The organism is Vibrio sp. 10N.286.45.E10 (assembly GCF_002874195.2).
In the GTDB taxonomy this organism is placed as follows: domain Bacteria; phylum Pseudomonadota; class Gammaproteobacteria; order Enterobacterales; family Vibrionaceae; genus Vibrio; species Vibrio crassostreae.
The window spans coordinates 1,448,783-1,468,196 of the sequence record NZ_MCWD02000002.1 but is presented as its reverse complement, the minus strand read 5'-3'; the positions used below and the strand labels follow the sequence as shown (position 1 = coordinate 1,468,196).

18 protein-coding genes and 1 pseudogene are annotated in these 19,414 nt (G+C 43.8%); 6 read left to right on the top strand and 13 right to left on the bottom strand.

Going from position 1 to position 19,414, the window contains the following annotated elements; genetic code table 11:
- The first annotated feature begins 35 nt into the window (after positions 1-35).
- The 3 genes from BCU34_RS19465 to BCU34_RS19455 all read left to right on the top strand — a co-directional run bounded on the left by BCU34_RS19465 (position 36) and on the right by BCU34_RS19455 (position 3,557).
- Positions 36-1,067 carry an NADP-dependent oxidoreductase gene (locus BCU34_RS19465; protein ID WP_102478538.1) on the top strand — a complete coding sequence of 344 codons (1,032 nt, stop codon included), beginning with the start codon at positions 36-38 and terminating at the stop codon, positions 1,065-1,067.
- 34 nt (positions 1,068-1,101) lie between these two features.
- Positions 1,102-1,722: a glutathione S-transferase family protein gene (locus BCU34_RS19460; RefSeq protein ID WP_102433485.1), complete on the top strand. Its 621-nt coding sequence runs from the start codon at positions 1,102-1,104 to the stop codon at positions 1,720-1,722.
- Positions 1,723-1,874: 152 nt separating this feature from the next.
- On the top strand, positions 1,875-3,557 hold the full coding sequence (locus BCU34_RS19455) for an RluA family pseudouridine synthase (RefSeq protein ID WP_102478537.1): 1,683 nt from the start codon (positions 1,875-1,877) through the stop codon (positions 3,555-3,557).
- Between the two features lie 165 nt (positions 3,558-3,722).
- Here the strand turns inward: BCU34_RS19455 and BCU34_RS19450 are convergent, their stop codons facing one another.
- From BCU34_RS19450 to BCU34_RS19440, 3 genes are all read right to left on the bottom strand, one after another.
- On the bottom strand, positions 3,723-4,016 hold the full coding sequence (locus BCU34_RS19450) for a YkgJ family cysteine cluster protein (RefSeq protein WP_080967419.1): 294 nt from the start codon (positions 4,014-4,016) through the stop codon (positions 3,723-3,725).
- A 174-nt stretch (positions 4,017-4,190) separates the two neighbouring features.
- Complete coding sequence (locus BCU34_RS19445) at positions 4,191-5,375, bottom strand: D-alanyl-D-alanine carboxypeptidase family protein (RefSeq protein WP_048606313.1); 1,185 nt, start codon at positions 5,373-5,375, stop codon at positions 4,191-4,193.
- 178 nt (positions 5,376-5,553) lie between these two features.
- Entirely contained in the window at positions 5,554-6,141 is a 588-nt protein-coding gene (locus BCU34_RS19440) for a DUF4136 domain-containing protein (RefSeq protein WP_048662602.1), read from the bottom strand.
- 268 nt (positions 6,142-6,409) lie between these two features.
- Here BCU34_RS19440 and BCU34_RS19435 point away from each other — a divergent pair, with 268 nt between their 5' ends.
- Positions 6,410-6,664 (top strand): YgjV family protein, encoded by a 255-nt coding sequence (locus tag BCU34_RS19435; protein ID WP_017068159.1) that lies wholly within the window; start codon positions 6,410-6,412, stop codon positions 6,662-6,664.
- A 133-nt stretch (positions 6,665-6,797) separates the two neighbouring features.
- Here BCU34_RS19435 and BCU34_RS19430 read toward each other — a convergent pair whose 3' ends face one another.
- On the bottom strand, positions 6,798-8,261 hold the full coding sequence (locus tag BCU34_RS19430) for a sensor domain-containing diguanylate cyclase (RefSeq protein WP_102478536.1): 1,464 nt from the start codon (positions 8,259-8,261) through the stop codon (positions 6,798-6,800).
- Between the two features lie 275 nt (positions 8,262-8,536).
- The gene (locus tag BCU34_RS19425; protein WP_102479026.1) at positions 8,537-11,704 is read right to left on the bottom strand and encodes a chitinase C-terminal domain-containing protein; all 3,168 of its coding nucleotides are present in this window, start codon (positions 11,702-11,704) and stop codon (positions 8,537-8,539) included.
- A gap of 451 nt (positions 11,705-12,155) precedes the next feature.
- Between BCU34_RS19425 and BCU34_RS19420 the strand changes: the two genes are divergently transcribed.
- Positions 12,156-13,742 carry a BCCT family transporter gene (locus BCU34_RS19420; protein ID WP_029405430.1) on the top strand — a complete coding sequence of 529 codons (1,587 nt, stop codon included), beginning with the start codon at positions 12,156-12,158 and terminating at the stop codon, positions 13,740-13,742.
- A 128-nt stretch (positions 13,743-13,870) separates the two neighbouring features.
- On the opposite strand, the pseudogene BCU34_RS19415 reads toward BCU34_RS19420, so the two are convergent.
- A pseudogene (locus BCU34_RS19415) lies at positions 13,871-14,232 on the bottom strand (RidA family protein).
- A 112-nt stretch (positions 14,233-14,344) separates the two neighbouring features.
- On the bottom strand, positions 14,345-15,109 hold the full coding sequence (locus BCU34_RS19410) for a PhzF family phenazine biosynthesis protein (protein WP_170960780.1): 765 nt from the start codon (positions 15,107-15,109) through the stop codon (positions 14,345-14,347).
- A 196-nt stretch (positions 15,110-15,305) separates the two neighbouring features.
- On the opposite strand from BCU34_RS19410, the gene BCU34_RS19405 reads away from it, so the two are divergent.
- Positions 15,306-15,752 carry a DUF417 family protein gene (locus tag BCU34_RS19405; protein WP_076646849.1) on the top strand — a complete coding sequence of 149 codons (447 nt, stop codon included), beginning with the start codon at positions 15,306-15,308 and terminating at the stop codon, positions 15,750-15,752.
- A gap of 107 nt (positions 15,753-15,859) precedes the next feature.
- Here BCU34_RS19405 and BCU34_RS19400 read toward each other — a convergent pair whose 3' ends face one another.
- The 6 genes from BCU34_RS19400 to BCU34_RS19375 form a co-directional block, all read right to left on the bottom strand.
- Positions 15,860-16,612 carry an alpha/beta hydrolase gene (locus BCU34_RS19400; RefSeq protein ID WP_102478484.1) on the bottom strand — a complete coding sequence of 251 codons (753 nt, stop codon included), beginning with the start codon at positions 16,610-16,612 and terminating at the stop codon, positions 15,860-15,862.
- A 258-nt stretch (positions 16,613-16,870) separates the two neighbouring features.
- Entirely contained in the window at positions 16,871-17,389 is a 519-nt protein-coding gene (locus tag BCU34_RS19395) for a GNAT family N-acetyltransferase (protein ID WP_102478483.1), read from the bottom strand.
- Between the two features lie 70 nt (positions 17,390-17,459).
- Complete coding sequence (locus tag BCU34_RS19390) at positions 17,460-17,924, bottom strand: acyltransferase (RefSeq protein ID WP_017082069.1); 465 nt, start codon at positions 17,922-17,924, stop codon at positions 17,460-17,462.
- A gap of 113 nt (positions 17,925-18,037) precedes the next feature.
- A complete protein-coding gene (locus tag BCU34_RS19385) occupies positions 18,038-18,187 on the bottom strand; it encodes a hypothetical protein (RefSeq protein ID WP_017082068.1) in 150 nt (49 codons plus the stop codon).
- A 93-nt stretch (positions 18,188-18,280) separates the two neighbouring features.
- Positions 18,281-18,637, bottom strand: coding sequence for a hypothetical protein (locus BCU34_RS19380; protein ID WP_102478482.1), 357 nt, complete (start codon positions 18,635-18,637; stop codon positions 18,281-18,283).
- A gap of 56 nt (positions 18,638-18,693) precedes the next feature.
- Positions 18,694-19,347 carry a DJ-1/PfpI family protein gene (locus tag BCU34_RS19375; RefSeq protein WP_102478481.1) on the bottom strand — a complete coding sequence of 218 codons (654 nt, stop codon included), beginning with the start codon at positions 19,345-19,347 and terminating at the stop codon, positions 18,694-18,696.
- Positions 19,348-19,414: the final 67 nt, after the last annotated feature.

The window sequence follows — 19,414 nt, the reverse complement described above, 5'->3', positions numbered from 1 at the left end:
CTAATTCTGAATAAATATAATATTAAGGATATCCAATGACTCAACAAGACAATCGCCGCATCGTATTGGCTTCTCGCCCAGTAGGCGCACCAACTCAAGACAACTTCCGTTTAGAGTCAGCAGCCGCGCCAAGTATCAAAGACGGCGAGATGTTACTTCGCTCAGTTTACCTTTCTCTAGACCCATACATGCGTGGTCGTATGAGCGATGCTAAATCCTACGCAGACCCCGTTGCGATTGATGAAGTGATGGTAGGCGCAACCGTATGTCAGGTTGAAGAGTCAAACCACGCTGATTACGAAACTGGCGAATGGGTTCTCGCTTACACAGGTTGGCAAGATCTTGGTGTGTCTAGCGGTGAAGGCCTAATCAAACTAGGCAAAGAACCGACGCACCCTTCTTACGCACTGGGCATCATGGGTATGCCTGGTTTTACTGCTTACATGGGCTTGCTTGATATCGGCCAACCTAAAGAAGGCGACACGCTAGTCGTTGCGGCAGCAACAGGTGCTGTAGGCGCAACCGTTGGACAAATCGGCAAACTAAAAGGCTGTCGTGTTATCGGTGTTGCAGGCAGTCAAGAAAAGTGCCAGTACGCGAAAGAGGTTCTTGGCTTTGATGAATGTATCGACCACAAAGCTGACGACTTCGCAGAACAACTGGCGAAAGCGTGTGACAACGGCATCGACGTTTACTTTGAAAACGTTGGCGGCAAGGTATTCGATGCAGTCATGCCTCTTCTAAACACAGGCGCTCGTATCCCTGTTTGCGGCCTCATCTCTCAATACAACTCGACATCACTGCCTGAAGGTCCAGATCGCATGTCTAGCCTTATGGGGATGCTGCTGGTTAAACGAATTAAGATGCAAGGCTTCATCATCTTTGATGACTACGCACACCGTTACAACGAGTTTGCTGTTCAAATGACAGAGTGGCTATCTCAAGGCAAGATGCACTATCGTGAACACTTAGTTGAAGGCCTAGAAAACGCGCCACAAGCATTCATGGGCCTATTGGACGGTCAGAACTTCGGCAAGCTTGTTATCAAAACGAACGAAGCTAAATAATTCAATAAACTGAACCCGTTAACTAGGTAAAATCATGATTACTTTACATCACCTGAATAAATCACGTTCGAAGCGCATCATCTGGCTACTGGAAGAGCTTGGTGTCGATTATCAAATCAAACCTTACCAACGAGACAGTGTCACTTTCCTTGCACCACCAGAGCTCAAGTCCGTTCATCCGTTGGGCAAATCTCCTGTCATTGAAGACGATGGTGTCGTGATCACTGAATCTGGTGCTATCACGGAATATTTAATCGACAAATACGGTCAAGGTAAGTTCGCACCAGCACGCGGTACAGCAGAATACGTCGAATATTCACAATGGCTTCACTTCGCTGAAAGCTCAGGTATTTTACCAATGTTGCTTAAGATCTTTGTGATGAAAGACGGCTGCGAGACTAACTTCCTAGGCGGTTATGCAGACGATGAAAATCAAAAGATCTTAACCTTCGTTAACGAAGCGCTTGAAGGCAAAACTTATCTTGTAGGCGAAACTCTCACTGGTGCCGATTTCATGATGTCGTTCATCGTAGAAATCGTTGGTAACTTCGGTGCAACTGCGCTTTACCCTAACATTGCTAAATACGGTAAGCTTTTGACTAGCCACCCAGCTTACCAAAAAGCAGAGCAATTAGAGTTAGAACACTCTAACTAATCAAGATTTGTTCCATTCACTGCTTTCATAGCATGAACATGACAATCTAAATGAAGCCAAAGCCGATTTATCTTCCGCTTTGGCTTCTCATTTGTCTTTATTTCGACAACAATACCGAGATCTAAACTGAATACCCATAGAGTTTGATCTTCATGTCAGCAAACCTTGCTCAATACACGCCAGTGCGCACGTTAAACCAAACAGCGAATCAAGACTTGTCGCTGCCAGAGCGTTTTACATTCCCGTATTACTATACTCCGCATCCTTTGTGTGAATTAGCGATGCAGCAGCTTCAACAGTCGCTGCTGGACTGTGGTTTAAACGAAATATCGCAAGGTAACCTCTACGCTGTTCTGCTTGTTCAGAATCCAACTACGCAAGAGTTAGGCTACCTTTCTGCGTTTTCAGGTTTACAGTTAGATCCGGCTTTGGTCTCTCAGTTAAACAACATTCACTTTGTTCCACCAGCCTTCGATTCAGAACAGTTTCAATCTCAAAATAGTGCAAACCTTGCTCGCCAGTTGCAACTAGCGGATGACATTGAAAAGCTACAACAGTCACACAACCTAGACGCATTATTAGCCGAGCTTGAAGGGTTAAAAATCGAATCAGCACAAGCTATCGAAGCCTTTCAGTTAGCAATGGCCGAGAACAAAACTCAGCGAAATGAAGTCAGAGAGCAAGCAAACCAAGAAAAGGCATCGGGGAATCTAGAATCGGCGGCGAATTTGCTCAAACAATTGGGCAATCAAAGTAGCCAAGAGAAACGCGACCTAAAAGCACTTCGTATTGAGTGGAAACAGAAGATCGCAGAACGTCAATCACAAGTTGACTTGATTGAAAACGAACTGAAAAGCCGTAAGCAAGATCACCAAGCAATTTCAGAACAGTTAGAAACTCAACGCCTCTCTCACTATCGCTTTATCAATCAAACGAAGCAATCTAAAAATTTACTTGAATTACTCGATGGCAAAGATGCGCTTGAAGGCTCTGGTGACTGCTGCCTACCTAAGCTGCTTAACTTCGCTTTTGAGCACGGGTTTAAGCCGTTAGCATTATCTGAGTTTTGGTGGGGATTGCCGCCTACAGCTATCATTCGACAACACGCAAACCTCTACCCGGTTTGTCAGAGTAAAAGCTTTGAAATCCTCGAACACCAGCTAAGTAGCATTGAGTTAGAAGATAACCCACTTATCGTGAACCCTGCGGTTGGTAAGTCTTTTGATATTGTTTATGAAGACGAAGAGATCGTGGTCGTCAATAAGCCTGAAGAATTCTTGTCGGTTCCCGGCAAGTTCATCGAAGATTCTGTTTATACACGAATAAAAGCGCGTTACCCGGATGCTACTGGCCCTTTGATTATCCATAGATTGGATATGTCGACGTCAGGTTTGTTGATCTTGGCGCTCACAGCGGAGTCAAACAAGCACATTCAGAAGCAGTTCATTGATAGAACAGTAGAGAAGCGCTACACCGCTTTGTTAGATGGTGAGATAACTGGCGAATTTGGCGATATCAGCCTGCCCTTGCGCGGTGACATCACAGACAGACCAAGACAACTGGTTTGCCATGAACACGGCCGAAACGCAGAAACCCATTGGCAAGCGGTAGGCACTCATAATGGGAAAACCAAGGTTCACTTGTACCCTAAAACAGGGCGAACCCACCAGTTGCGAGTGCACTGTGCTCATCCATTAGGGCTTGGTGTTCCGATTCGTGGTGACGACTTATACGGATACAAACGCGAGCGCTTACACCTGCACGCTGGCTACCTAAAGTTGATTCACCCAACAACTGGAGAATGGATGGAGTTTGAAGTGCCTTCTGAGTTCTAAGTTATTTTGTCGAACTAAAACTCTTATCTCACTAAATATTCGATCTCGTAAAACGCATCAAGGTTCTACATCTGCTTCAGATATAGAACCCTGATATTTAATTTTTAATGTGCTTATCACAGCTCAGTAGCGTATTTTCGTTACTAACTTCAATACTGCAGACGCCTAGCCCATTACATCTTTGCGCTGATCAACGCATTCAAAAGAGCCCATTTCGAACTCACGACAGATCCATGGTCGGTTTTCATAGATAGTACACATCAGTGTTTCTCTATCTACCGCAGAGCACCAACCGTCATCTAAGCGCTTCATGGTTTCACCGCCCCACTCATCGTAAGCGATGTGCTCTTCAGGTACGCCCGTATCTGTGATGATCATAACCTCTAAACGACAACAGCATGCCTGACAATTGGCACAGGTTACTTCGGGTTCGGTTACGTTCTTTATCTCTATCGTCATAAGTGACTACACTGCTAAATTTTGCGTATATTAATCGAAACCGCCCGCTACGGCTAATAAAGATGGTACGAAGCGGTGTTTTCATTGATGTAAAAAAAACAATGGGCGCTGTGATTCACTCACAACACCCATATGTTTCCACTTTTGATTGCGGCTTATCGCTACAAGCTCTATTTAGAATAGGCTCGCGAAGAACAGCTTAACGTAGTCCATTAAACGTTTGAACAAACCGCCCTGCTCAACCGCTTCCAGCGCGATCAAAGGCTGAGTTTGAACATCTTCACCATCAACGGTGTAATGAACCACACCTAGAGTTTGACCTTCTGCAATTGGCGCTTTCAGTTCAGAGTTAAGCTCGATAGATGCAGTCAGCTTTTTACTGTCTGATTTAGGCAAGGTAATGAACGTGTCTTCTGCCACACCTAGTTTCAATGTGTCTTGCTCACCAAACCATACTTTCTCTTCAGCCACTTGATCGCCACCTTTGTGCGGGTTTAGTGTATCGAAGAAACGGAAACCATAGCTCAACAGCTGTTTACTGTCTGATTCACGGCTCTTAACGCTTGATGCGCCCATCACAACCGCAATAAGTCTCATCTCACCTTGTGTCGCTGAACTCGCCAAACTGTAGCCAGCACCAGAGGTGTAGCCCGTTTTCATGCCATCAACGGTTAAGCTTCTATCACGCAACAAGCCATTACGGTTGTGCTGTGTGATGCCGTTGTAACTAAAAGAACGCTCACTGTATAAGCCATACACATCCGGTAAATCACGAATAATGGCACGACCGAGTAGCGCAATATCATAAGGAGTCGAATAGAGATCATCGGCGTCTAAACCATGTGCATTGGCAAAATGGGTATTTTCTAGCTTCAGAGATGTAGCCCAAGAGTTCATAAGGTCGACGAATGCATCTTGTGAACCTGCAACGTGTTCTGCAATCGCAACACTCGCATCGTTACCGGATTGAATAATCAAGCCACGATAAAGGTCCATCATTGCTACATCTGTGTTTACTTCGATGAACATTTTTGAAGAGTCTGGGAAGTTCTTCGCCCACGCGTTTTCGCTGATTCGTACCTGATCATCAGCAGAAATGTTGCCTCGCTTCATCTCTTGTCCAGCTACATAGCTGGTCATCAGTTTGGTCAAACTCGCTGGGTTTAACTTAGTGTGTGCATTTTTTTCTACCAGCACATCACCAGAATTAAAATCAATTAACACATACCCTTTTGCGCCTAGGCTAGGTGGGCTTGGTACTATAGAAGGTGCTGCGATAGCTGCATTACTTACCATCGCTGCGTTACTTACAATGAATATACTTAATAGAGGGAGAGAGTATTTGGAAAACAGTTTCATTGAATCAAACCTAAGTTAACGTTTTGAGCAGTATAGACAAATGCCAGCAAAAGAAGCGCGAACTTTACGTTGCTTTACGTATTTGTACCGTTCGTTACAAATAAAAAAGTATAATCTGCGATCTGACCATATTTTCAACAACTAATATTGACTCAACGAATCCATCCAGCTCCTAATTCTATCGTTCAGGCATGCGTCTAAATAACATTTCAACAAAGCCAGTAGCGCGCTGTTTTCTTTCGCTTGGCTCTAAATCAGTTTGGATGCCAGATTGTGCTAATGCTTGCCATTGTACGACCTCAGAGTTAGGTACGAAAAACGCAATGTACAACGATCCTTTCTCCGCTACTTTACCTTCACCATCATAAAATGGCACACCAGTAGATAGCTTGATCGCATCAAAGATCGACTCATCGTTCAGTTCCGATTCTTCCGCCAACCCAAAACCGACAACAACATCGCCGACACCATCCTGTTTTAACTGATAACCTTTATTAGAGAGTTGCTCTTGAATCGACTCACGCACTAAATCGGTAACCACAGTTTCATCGTATTTTTGAGAAAGGTAAACCTGCTCTGATTCAGGGTGCCACGAGTACGTCATCACTCCGTGTTTCATGAACTCAAAATCACCACTGGTGACCACACCATAATTGTGCGTTGGCGGCAATTCTTGAGTGGTACATGCTGTCAGTCCAATCGCTATCAAAGCCAACTGCGCTACTTTTCTTATGCTTTTTGTTGCACAAATGGATCGTTTTATCATTCGTGGAGCCCTTACCCATATAAGAATAACTATCAATTCAACCTCCAACATAAATAGTAATTATGTTAATAGAAAGGTCATTAAACGTTTGCGTAATCGCTAACCTTCACTTCTGTCTGTTTTGGGGGTTTAATCACAAAAACAGAGTTGGTATAGTTCATCCCGTTAAACAAAACCAGACCATTCGAGGCACGGAGCTTCCTCAATCATCTCATGAAGAGAAGAATTGGTACCGACAAAGTATCGGCAAATTTAAGAGGGTCAAACAATGGAATTCAATATGGTTGAAATTTTAGGTTACGCTGCGTCTATTATGGTCGCAATTTCATTAACAATGAAAGATATCGTTCGTCTGCGTGTCCTTAACTTTATTGGCTGTGCACTCTTCACAGCATACGGCATCATGATTGACGCATGGCCAGTTGCAGCCACCAATGGTTTTATCGCTTGTGTAAACATCTACTTCCTTGCAAAAATGCAAAAGGAAAAAAAAACGGAAGCGATGAAAGCAGCGAAAGCTTAAATTAGCGATTAGCATTTCAAATAATTCTGAAAAAGCCCAAATAGAGCGATCTATTTGGGCTTTTTTGTATCTGTCGGTCTCAAGCACGATTTGTGTACATCAAATCTTCACTCACATCGAAGGTTTCAACCACTCACATGTAAGCAACGCGATATTCACTCTCTCGATACGCTTGAGTGTTATTGCGTCCACTCTCTTTGGCTTGATAAAGCGCTTTATCGGCTTTATCGATAGCGGTTTCAATATCAGTCAGTGCCGGAGCATGGCAACAACCAGCGCTGATTGTCACCGGAGACACCAAGCCTTGAAGTTGCTCAACACATAGCCGTAACGCCTCTGATAGTTCAAATAACTCATGTTCATCACAATCAAACGTCACTAAAATAAACTCTTCACCACCATATCGTGCAATCAAACGACGGCGGTTAGCAAATCTCTTGAGTGATTTTGCGACCGCACAGATAACCCGGTCACCTTGAGCGTGACCATATTGATCATTCACCCGCTTGAAATGGTCAATATCAAGCAAGATGATACCAACATTCGTTATCGGATAAGGTGAACTTTGAGTAATCTTCAGTTTTAGGTGCTCGATAAAGCTCCGTCTGCTAGGAAGCCCTGTAAGGTAATCAAGACTCGCAACATCCAAAACTTTGAGATGGCGATGCCGCAGGTAAAGCACCAACACGATAATAATGCTCAGTAAACTTACAACCAAAGCCATCAAACTAATAAACAGGAGGCTGTGATTTCGATTAAGCTCTTGTTCTAAGATACCTGCAGAAATGACCCAATTCAGATAAGGGTAAAACTTATAGAAGATGTTTTTATTTGTCGTGCCATTGTCACTAGAAATCGAATAACTGAAGTGACCTTCGGGTTTGGTGGCGACTCGATCAATAAGCAGTTCAGACGAGTAGCCTATTAAGGATTTCAATGATTTATGTTCATAATCCGGATGAAGCACTAAGTTACCTTGCAGATCAACAATGTACACATATCCGCTCTCACCGAACGCGTACTTTCTTAGCTTGTCTTTTAAACCTTCAAGATCGACCAAATACATCAATTCTTCTTTATAAGTCGTCGCGACCAATGTATTGCCACTCGGAAGCCTCATCGAATAAGCGACTTTGGCTCGGCGGTTTATTTCATGAGGATTGGCGTGAAAGTATTCGATCATACCAGAGCCAATACTGAGCTGTTTTTGAATATGAGTAAGGTGACCGCGCTTCTTACCTTGTAAGAATGGATGATAGAGGTGGACACCTTGCGGAGACATCAAATAAATATAACCCGATTGTCCAATGTGCAATTCACTGGCAATTTGGCTTACCTGTTCAATTTCTTGTTCTGGCGTGGCATGCCATACATGAGACGCAACGGTATCCGTGATTCCTTTAAGATATGTCTTTATCGCCTCATTAACTGTGGTATCGACAATATCGTAGCTCGCATTCACAATCGTACGAAAAAACAGTTGGTTAGATTCTAATAATGACTTTTCAGTTCGATTAAATTGAACAGCGGAAAGAATCATCGACACGACGGCGAGCGCAATGGAAAAATTAAGAATGTATTTACGTCTGACTTTCAAGATTACCCCATAGATTTATAATTTCAGGTAACGCCGTGATTTCTTTTATATACAGATTGTTTTATATCATGTTTTTATTTTTTACTGAACGAGTGTCGATATTTTGAGAGGTTTCTATACGCAATCTGTGACTTATAGCAAAAACGCCGAACTGGATTCAGTTCGGCGTTTTTATTTTACGCTTCAGTTATGTATTTAAATCAAACTAAGATACTGATAAATAAACTTAAAATCATTCGCATTCGTTATCTATAAATACATGATCTAGCGTTAGATTAAGAACAAACCTGAGTCCAGCTACCATCACTGCCCGGTTCAGAACTTGTCCACCAGTTTGCTTGGTAAATACTACCGTTGTGAACGACTTGGTCACCCGTGTTTGCATGGCTTGGATTACCAGCCCAATCTTTCTGAGGTAGATCTGGGTAAACCGTTAAACCTGCAGTGTCGCATGTACCAGGGTTTGTGCCACCATCGCCAGGGTTACCGCCACCTGAACTGATATCACCTAATGGTAGGTCTGGTTGCTCAAAGCTAAAGGCATAATCGACACCATTCACGCTCACTGCATAGTTTGCAGGGCCTGAAATTGGCAAGTAATACACCATGTCTAGTTCATACACACCACCAGCAGGAAGATCTTCCCATGCAGGCAACGTGAACGCTACGCGGTGCATAGTACCGTCTAATCCGCCGATGTTATCCGCACGAGTATGACCCGAAGCAATCACAGACAAACCACCGCCCGATTGATCTTTCGCGTTATCAGGAGCTGATACTGGGATATCGAACTGGAACTCAGTTCCGCCCGGAAGTGCTTGCCCTGTGTTGTTCGTAAACGTGATCTTAGGGTTGATTGGGTAGTTTTGGTCACCGACTTTGAAGCCACCAACCGATACTGTGATATCTAGCGCTTCTGTTGGGATAGCGCCCGTCGCGACTTTGTTTCCATATGGTGTTGCAGACTTAAACTTATCGTAGATAGCTTTCGTCATTGTGTTACCCATGTGGAACTCACCGTTACCGCTGTTACACGCTTGTTCAGTGGTATCGATTGAAGTTCGGTTGCCGCTCGCATCGAGTACATAACAGTTATAATCCCCTGCTAGTTCCCAAAACATGATGCCGCCGATTTCTTTATCGATAACGTAGTCTGCTTTCACATCGATAGACTGCTTATCTTCTGTAGAGAGGAATACGCCCTTCTCTGCGTTCCACAACCAAGGTGCAACCGCCACGCTGTCGTAGTTACGCGTGTAAGTACCCGTTAGAACATCCGTTGGATCGTTGACAGGATCAAGCTTGTAAGCATCCGCATAAGAACCCCAAATACCTTTCTCTAGGTTCTTCGCGTGCCACATTGGGTTGGAACCCGCACCCATTTCGTTGCCTTTCGGATCGGTATCGTGCCACATGTTGTCGATACCAATTGCGCCATGACCACAGTTATTCTTCTCGCCTTCGCCTGTACCCGCCGCACATTCAGATTGATTTGGTAGCGCAGCTCGGCCCCAAAGACCATTTTCGCCACCCGTTACACCTTGCCAACCACGCGTGTAGTAAGGCACACCGATGTTAATACGACCAGCTGGCATAGAACCGCGGAAGTAATGGTAAGCCCAATCCGTGTTCAGATAACCGATACCACCGTAAGCCGCAGTGCCGTAAACGTTCCATTGTGCTAACTCTGAATCTTTACCTGTATCAAACAATGCAGCGTTATGACCAACGTGATCGTTCCACGCACCGTGAAGGTCGTAAGACATGATGTTTACGTAATCGAGGTACTTGGTGACATCAAATGTTTCCATACCGCGCAATAGGTACCCAGAAGAAGGAGCCGCGATAGTTAACATATAATGATTGCCATCTTCAGCAGACGCTACATCAAGCTTCTCACGCAGCACTTTCATCAATACTTGGTACGAAGCCCATAGGTACTCACGACGCGGTTCCATGAAGTCTTTGTCGTATGGGTTACCCGCACCGGCCATTGACGTTGGGTACTCATAATCAATATCTAGGCCATCGAATTGATATTTACGCAGCATTTCAACCGCTGAAGTCGCGAATGTTTCAATGCCTTGATGGTTGATAGATCCATCAGCATTGGTCGTCATAGTATAGAAGCCACCATCAGCAACTCGGCTTCCGTCAGTCGCGAAGTGACCGCCCGTTTCAGCCCAACCACCAATTGAGATTAGCGTTTTAACACCATGTTTTTTCTTCGCGGTTGCCAGCGCACCAAAGTGACCTTTGAATCCTAATGCAGGGTCTACTTCTACACCCGGCCACTCTTTACCTACAGCAGCATTATTTGGATCGTTTACGTCACCAACGTTCACTTTGCCATCTGAACCGATGCTCACAAACGCGTAGTTAATATGTGTGAGTTGTTCCCAAGGAATATCATTAACCAGATAAGCCGCTTGCGGGTCGTCTCCTGCACGCCAGCTGGTGAAGTAACCAATCACACGACGAGGGTGATCCGCGCCCATTTTCTCACGGCCTTCATCATCGTAAATTGTACAGTAAGGAACATCGACACCTTGCGTTTGATACAAGCCATCAGGACGACAAGTGCTCACCGTTGGAGCGCCGTTAACTGTCAAAGAAGCCAGTGCTGAATCAGTCGTTGCGCCTTGGTTGTCTGTCGCTTTCGCGTAGACCGCTAGAGAGCCAGCTTGAGTGGTTGTGTAATCTAGCGTGTATGGGCTTGTTGCAGCTGTACCCACAAGAGCACCCGCTACGTAGAAATCAACCTTATCAACCGTACCATCGCTGTCTGCTGCCATTGCAGTTAGTGTAACTACACCACCAACATCAACAGATGTCGCTGAAAGGGCAACTGAAACTGTTGGCGCTTCATTACCTGGTTGTGCTGAATCAACAGAAACAGAAACCACACTTGCAACACTTGCTGCGCCTTCATTATCCGTTGCAACAACTGAAACTTGATGGTTGCCAGACGTTGCAGCCCAAGCCGCCTCAAATGGTGCCGCTGTCACTACTGCAACCGACGAACCATCGACAAAGAATTCTACCGAAGCAACACTGCCATCAGAGTCGAGTGCTGTTGAGCTAAGTACCACATTATCACCTTCAACAATCACATCGGATGCCGTTGGCGCTGTTAACGAAGCGGTTGGCGCTTCATTTGGTGTACCGCCGCCTCCATTGCCACTACACACATCCAGTTTTTTCCACTGTGCGTAATCACCTTCAAATTGGCTCGGGTTGTTGTTTTGATTCCAGTAATTCGCTGAGTACGCGCTGCCGTCATGTGAAACCTGATCACCACCGGTGTATACCGTGGCTGAGTCCCACGTTTCTAACGTTGAACAATCAACAGCCGCATAACTGTTGAACGCCATTAAGCATGACGCGGTTAGAGTACTGAGTGTAAAAACCTTCTTGGCCACTCTTCCTTGGTTTAGGTGCATGTTAGCTATCCCTTAAGTTGTTGTTTCAAGATGTTTAATCTAAATGGCATTTTCCTCACCACTTAAATCTCTTCGCAAAACAACTGTAGGTAACAGCGCCAATTAAACACCTAAAATATTCAGTATTTATAAAATGACTCGCATTAATTTGTTTATAGCATGCAATGAGTCGACACTTATTTTGCACCAACAACTAATATTAATTTATTTCGGAAAGCTAAAAAATAATATCTCAAAAATCGGAAATGTGATTTGGATTCGAGAAAAAAATCCGTATCAAAACTAGCCAAAAAGTAGTGATTTAAAGGCGATTTGGGATTCTTTTGGGAATTCGCCCACTTTTTGATAACAAATGTGTTAGTATCGGCGGCTTTTTTGACGAACCTCACATTTCCATGCAAGTGTGGGAGAAATACATAGGCTTGAAAGAGCCAAATATAGCGAAGAAATAATGTCCAACTTGACGCAAGTCGCCAACGAAAACATCAACGCAGAATCTACTTCTATCGATTTCAATAAAGCTCAATCTCTGGGTGAAAAACTGGAACTCGGAAACCCAGTCTTTTGGCTTAGTGGCAGTTTTTTAACCCTCTTTGTCATCCTCGCTTTTACCAACACCTCCGTGTTGTCCGAACTTGTTAACATCGGCTTCAGTTACTCAACTAAGTGGTTCGGTGCTTTCTGGCAAGTCCTACTACTTCTCAACTTCATTATCGGTTTAGTGCTTGCACTAGGTCGCACCGGCCACGTTCGCTTAGGAACGCTTGCCCTACCTGAAATGACCACCTTCAAATGGATGTCTATCGTCCTATGTACGCTGCTAGCTGGCGGCGGTGTGTTCTGGGCAGCTGCAGAGCCTATTGCTCACTTTGTTTCGGCTCCGCCACTTTATGGCAACGCTGATCCACAAGCGATGGCGTTTAACGCTCTATCACAATCTTTCATGCATTGGGGTTTCCTTGCATGGGCAATCTTAGGTGGCTTGTCTTCTATCGTGTTAATGCATCTGCATTACGACAAAGGCCTTCCTCTTAAACCTCGCACTCTTCTTTACCCTCTACTTGGCGACAAGGCAATCAACAGCTGGGTGGGTAACGTAGTAGACGCATGCAGCATTGTTGCTGTAGCCGCAGGTACTATCGGCCCTATCGGTTTCCTTGGTCTACAAATCAGCTACGCATTGAGCGAACTGTTTGGTATTTCAGACAGCTTTGCAACTCAAAGTGTCGTTATTATCTTTGCTATCGCTATGTACACATTGTCTGCATTAAGTGGCGTGAACAAAGGCATCCAACTGGTTAGCCGTTACAACATCATCTTGTCTGTGTGTCTAATCGGCTACATCCTTCTAGTAGGCCCAACAAGCTTCATCGTTGACGGTTACCTACAAGGCATGGGTGAAATGATTGATAACTTCATCCCAATGGCGCTTTACCGCCAAGATACAGCATGGCTAGGTGGCTGGACTGTGTTCTTCTGGGGGTGGTTCTTAGGTTACGGTCCAATGATGGCTATCTTCATTGCTCGCATCTCTCGTGGCCGCACTATTCGCCAAATGATCGTATCTATCAGCATCGTTGCACCGCTTGTAACGTGTTTCTGGTTCAGCATCGTTGGTGGTAGTGGTTTAGCGTTTGAATTAGAGAACCCAGGTGTGATTTCTAGCGCGTTCGAAGGGTTCAACCTTCCAGCAGTTCTTCTAGCAATTACTGCGCAACTGCCGTTCCCTACTCTGATTGCGATTCTGTTCCTTATCCTGACGACCACGTTTATCGTGACGACAGGTGACTCAATGACTTACACAATCAGTGTAGTAATGACGGGCACAACAGAGCCGAATGCAGCAGTACGTACCTTCTGGGGTATCATCATGGGTGCCGTAGCTATTGCACTTATCTCGATGGGCTCTGGCGGCATCTCTGCTCTACAGTCATTTATTGTGATCACAGCCGTTCCTGTATCGTTTATCTTGCTGCCGTGTTTATGGCACGCACCGAAGATCGCGAAGCAGATGGCAAGAGATCAAGGCATCGCTTAATTCCTAATCCGATTTAGTCTCGGTTAGCCTTTAAAACGAAAAAGCCACTCAAGTGATTCACCTGAGTGGCTTTGTTTTATCTGTTCGTTACTTGTATTGACGAAGCTTATTTCTACCGATAGTTCGGCTTATTGAAACTTTTCACCCGCAGCAACCATAAACGACATCTCAACCAATAGCTCTGGGTTTGCCAGTTCAGCTTTTACACACGCTCGGCTTGGTGCGCTACCTTCAGGAACCATGAATCCCACACTTCGTTCAGTGCATCGAAGTTCGCGAAATTTGTTAGGTAAATTGTCACCGACAATACGCGAGATTTATCGCTGTCGACCAAGCTCATCATTTCTTCAGCTTGATCAAAAATTTGCTGAACCTGGCTCTTAATTCCTGCCGATGTATCCGTCTCTGGTACTTCAACAAAGCTTGCGATGCCATTAAATACGGTTACATCTGACCAACGCTTGGTCGGGTTAATTCTATGGATTTTCACGTGCGATTCTCTTCTTATAATTAGGATTTACTTCAGCGTAATCTAATCCAAATTCCTAATATTGAAAACATAAATTAGAAAGCTCTACCTCTCGAGTGAGATAACCATTCTGTTATGGACGGCGCTCAACTCGTGCCGACACCACAATTGAAGAGTCTGTCTTCCTCTCAACTTCAAAACAACCGCCATAGCTTGAAAGCTGACGAACTGAAAGTTTGTCTTTTCCTAGCTTATCAAACCAATATGGAGCCAGTGAACATTGTGCCGAACCTGTTGCTAAATCCTCCGAAATACCGATTTTCGGCGCAAAATAGCGCAGAACATAACTGTCATCTGAACTTTTGGCTGTCACCATCACCGCATGCAGATCTTTAATTTGTTTATATAATTCAAAGTCAGGCGAAAAATTCTTTACGGCTTCCTCTGAATCCAAAATCAGCACTAAATCTCTTGTAGAAAAAGCTTCGACAACAGATTGATTTAAAGCCGCTAAATCAATAGGAACATCGCTTAACTGCGAGTAGGGTTTACCCTTCCAGCTTGGCAGTTCTATTTGAGACAAGCCTTCTTTTCTATAAATCACGACCTGTCCATAATCACTATTTAGTGTAATCTCATTGAGCTTATACTTTTCGATCAAACTAGTGCCTGCAGCCAAACTACCATGACCACAAAGGTTTATCTCACCATCTAAGGCAAACCAACGAATATCGAAAGCATTCCCTGATTTCACGACGAAAGCTGTGATTGGCAGTGCGAGTTGATGCGTTACTTCTAGTAATTCCGAGTCGGCTAACCATTGGCCAAGTTCTACGACCCCACAAGGGTTACCTTTCGCTGACTCCCCACCAAATACATCATATATAAACGCTTTGATAACCTATCTCCTTATTCTGTCATCTAAAGCTCTCATTCAAAGCTCTAGTCTCTTTTTCTTTACACAAATCATTAGCATAGAGAACACCAAAAGTGCCAAGCATTATGAATCATATAGAAAAGTAATACTCTCACAGCGAAATTAATTTTGTACTCATGCGGTCATATTCAGGGATTTTATTAAATGGAGTACTTTTATGCATGTTCAAACCTATGATTTAAAACAGAGTAATGTGGGATATAACCTTGGAGTGGTTGGCGTAGCGTTAGTGCTCGCTTGGATTGGTATTTACAAGTTTACGCCAACCGAAGCGATGCTCATTGAACCGTTAATCGCAAATCATCCTGCAATGAACTGGCTTTACAATCTGTTCTCAGTGCAAGCTGTGTCTAACATGGTAGGTGGCGCGGAGATCATTGTCGCGATTGGGTTGATCGTTGGATTTAAGAAGCCGACAATTGCTTTCTATTCAGGTATTGCTGCAGCGGCTATCTTTGTTGTGACACTTAGCTTCTTGATTACAACGCCAAATGCTTGGAAAGTATCGGATGGCATCTTAGTCACTAACTTCTTCCTAGTGAAAGACATCTTGTTTTTAGCGATCGCTATAAGCGTAATCGAACGTAACAAACCTCAGAAGTAACCGTAAATCTATAAGTGGCCGTAACTGGAAGTAACCTTAAACCTTGAAATAAAAAAGCTCGAAGCTGGCTAGAAGGACGCTACCAGCTTCTAATGGATTAGATGTTTCTACTCAACTTTTACTTTCAACTCTCCGCACGCGAAGCCATCCAAAAAGCCAATAATAATGTCATTCGTACTTTGCTTGGCGAGATTAGAACCATAATCGCTTAGATCCATATGTTTAGAGTCTGGAATCTCAACAACACAACTACCATATTGCTTTTGCTCTGATTCAGTCGGTAGTACCCCCTGTTTAGTAGGGTATTCAGTTGCTCGAATGGAAAGCACTCGGATACTTTCACTTTTAGGTAACGTGACTCGTTTATGGTCGAGCGTAATTAACTGAGAAACATAACTTTTATTTTCGTTACTCAACCATGTAGAAATATCGCCACCATTCGAATGCCCGACCAAGGTTAACTTGTCAAAATCATAAGTAGGGAAACGACTCGCTAGCTCATGTTGAAGTACGTTGAGAGTTTGTGCCCCTCGCGTCCAATTCTCAATTCGTGTCTGATACAAGTCACCAGTCTTCGATAAAGGAGGATCACTTGGTAGTTCGTGATCGACATAAATGGTCATGTAACCCCTATCGTTGAGCATTTCTCCAACAAAACCATATTTGGTAAATGGAACTCGATTGCCGGCACTTATAAAAGCCACATTGCACTGTTCTGTCGTTGTACAACTGTCAGAATTTTGAGGTAAAACGACCTCTAGAGGTATAGAGCGATCTCTTGTTGAATCAACAATGACCATTGACTGCGCTACCGCAGACAGAGATAAGGCACCTAAGCAAACACCTATTAAATACTTCATATAACACCATGTAATACATACAAAAAAGATAGACAGGTTAACGATCGAGTCTATCTTGTTAGAATCTGGCTAATATTAGTCACACTGATACGCATAACAAGAGAGATATGAATAAATCACGTAGAATTAACAAGTTAGAGCGATAAGTGAGCACTAAACTTTGAGTATCAAAGAAGACTCAGGTAGAAGTTAGATACGCACAACGATAAACCAAGTAATACCTTATATGAGGATAGGATCGGCATTGATAGTATTCACTTAAGCAGATAACGCTTTACGATAATAATTGGCGTTTTGATTTTTCCCTTTGAACACAGCGTAACTTTCAACGCGCTCAACTAAATCAAATCCTGTATTGGATAATATTTTATTTGAGCCTACGTTACCCACTAACGCATAGGCATCAACATATTTAAGGGAAGAGTTCTCGGCCAAGTAGGTAAGTAACTTCCTCACCGCGTTGGACGCAATACCTTTGGAACCAAATGTGTGACCGACTCGATAACCGAGTTCTCCACTTTCAGCGTTCTGGTCGATATCACGAACATTGATTCGCCCACAAATAGTGCCATTAGCGTCTTTGATCAACATAGGAATCATCTCGCCATTGCCATACTCTGTTAGAAAACTCGTGACTTGCTCAGCAACGCCCGCATTTGAATAGAAACTGTCTTCCCGAGCTGGGACAAATTGCTCAAACCACTCTCTATTTTCGACTTCAAATTCCAATAAAGCACTAACATCATTTGAATGAAGCAAATGCAAAAATACATCCATGATTAATACTCTAACGCTTAACTAAAAAGCCGCACCTTATGATTCATACAGCGCAGCTTCTATTCTGAATTTAAGGTAGGTCTCTTAACTTCTTAGCAGGGTTGCCTGCATAGATACCTTTCTCGGTGATGTCTTTGGTCACCACACTGCCCGCGCCGATTACCACCCCTTCGCAAATGCTGACAGACAACACTGTCGCATTGGAGCCGATGGTAACGTTATTTGCGATAACAGTTCGTCCCCAACTGTCTGGGTTTGGATCTGGCTTGCCATCTTTAAACAAGTCATTCGCGAACATCACCCCGTGCCCAACAAAGCAGTCACTTCCGATCGTCACATACTCACAAATAAAGGTATGAGACTGAATCTTACTTCTGTCACCGATAACCGAGTTCTTTTGAATTTCTACAAAAGGGCCAACGAACACATCATCTTTAAGCTCACAACCATACACATTAGAGGGCTCGATGATAGTGACATTTTCGCCACACGTAATATCAGTAATCTGCGCCTTTAAAACTCTAGGACTTGCCATACTTCCTCTCGACATTGGCGTCATAATTCAACCTAAGCGATTGTGCCGTATGCATTAAAACGCAGCAAATAGAGATGTTGAGAGTTGGTAATAGATCAAAAATTCTGCATAAATTAAAACAAGCCAACCAACACGACTGACAACAGTATGCCTCCGACAAAACTTGGGGCATGAAATGGGCGAGCTTTAGATTTTACGTACTCTTTCTGAAGCTCTTCTTGATAAGTTTTGACGGCAAGTTCTTTTACGTAGTTATTTTGCATAATAAGCTCCTTTTCAATGAGTAAAAGAAGCTTAAGACTTGAAGTTAGGTTGAGGTAAAGTGAAAATTCAAATTAATCGGCATGTTTTTCTTGCTACTCAATAATGACTCTGAATACATCGTTATTCACACCGCCAACATCCACTAACTCGCCCAGCTTCATAACAAGCGAAGCGTTTAGTTGTCGTGTTGAACGCGGCTCTTTCTTTTCTCGAATCACGAGTATATCGACGAAGTAGCCAGGATCTTGCTTACGTATTGCCCCTGAAAAAGTCACGCTTTCAGCCCTATCAGCGAGCACTGAACTAAATGTTTTATCTTCTAAGACACCCGCAGAGATCGACGTATTACCATAAAAAAGAGTGACAGTTGTTGGGTCAGGAGCTAACTCTGGTTTGGATGAACAACCCATCAGGGCTAGGCACAACAGTAAAATAATTCGAAATTGCATAAACTGGTTTTCTTTCTCTCGTTAAACGCTTTTTGTAAAAATACCATGACGATGATTTAACTCACCGCGTCTGTAAGCTCAGCTTTGAATGACTTGTTGTGTAAGTTATCAGCCTCTGCAGACTGGATGGTTCTAGAGATAAGCTCTTCGAAGAGCTCTAGCTGCCCTGCAGGGATGAGCTGATTTTGTATCGCCCTACGTTTGTTAGAATCAAATAACCGCTCGGCCACCCAACCAATTAAGTAGACCAGAGAAAGGCACCCACCAGCTGTAGCAATGTTGCCTTCGATGACTAGAGGTAGATCTTGAACATCTCCACCCATCGCTTCTAATGTTGGTTTTGCATGCGGATTTGTTGTTAGCCTCTTGCCTTTAAGTAAACCGAGTTCGTGCAACACAAAAGATCCAGCGCAAATCGACCCGATTAACTGCTCGCTCGGATCCAACTGTAATGAGTTCATGAACTCTGGTTCTCTCAATGCAGCCGGAATACCACGATAACCACTTGTGATAAGCACAACGTCTTGCTGTGCAACTTCACTCAAATGACCATCGGTTTTCACGGTCATACCCAAATGTGAGCGATGCTCGAGCTTGGTTCCGAGAACCTTAACCTCCCAAGAGTCTGTCGTTCTTCCTAGTAAGTCATACATCAAGAAGAAGTCTACATCGGTGAAGTCATCAAATAATACGATTCCGAATTTGTACATAATACATGCCCTTGCTGATTACTCTCGAAAGATAAGAAGCGTTAATAGTGATGCGTTTGATAGAAAG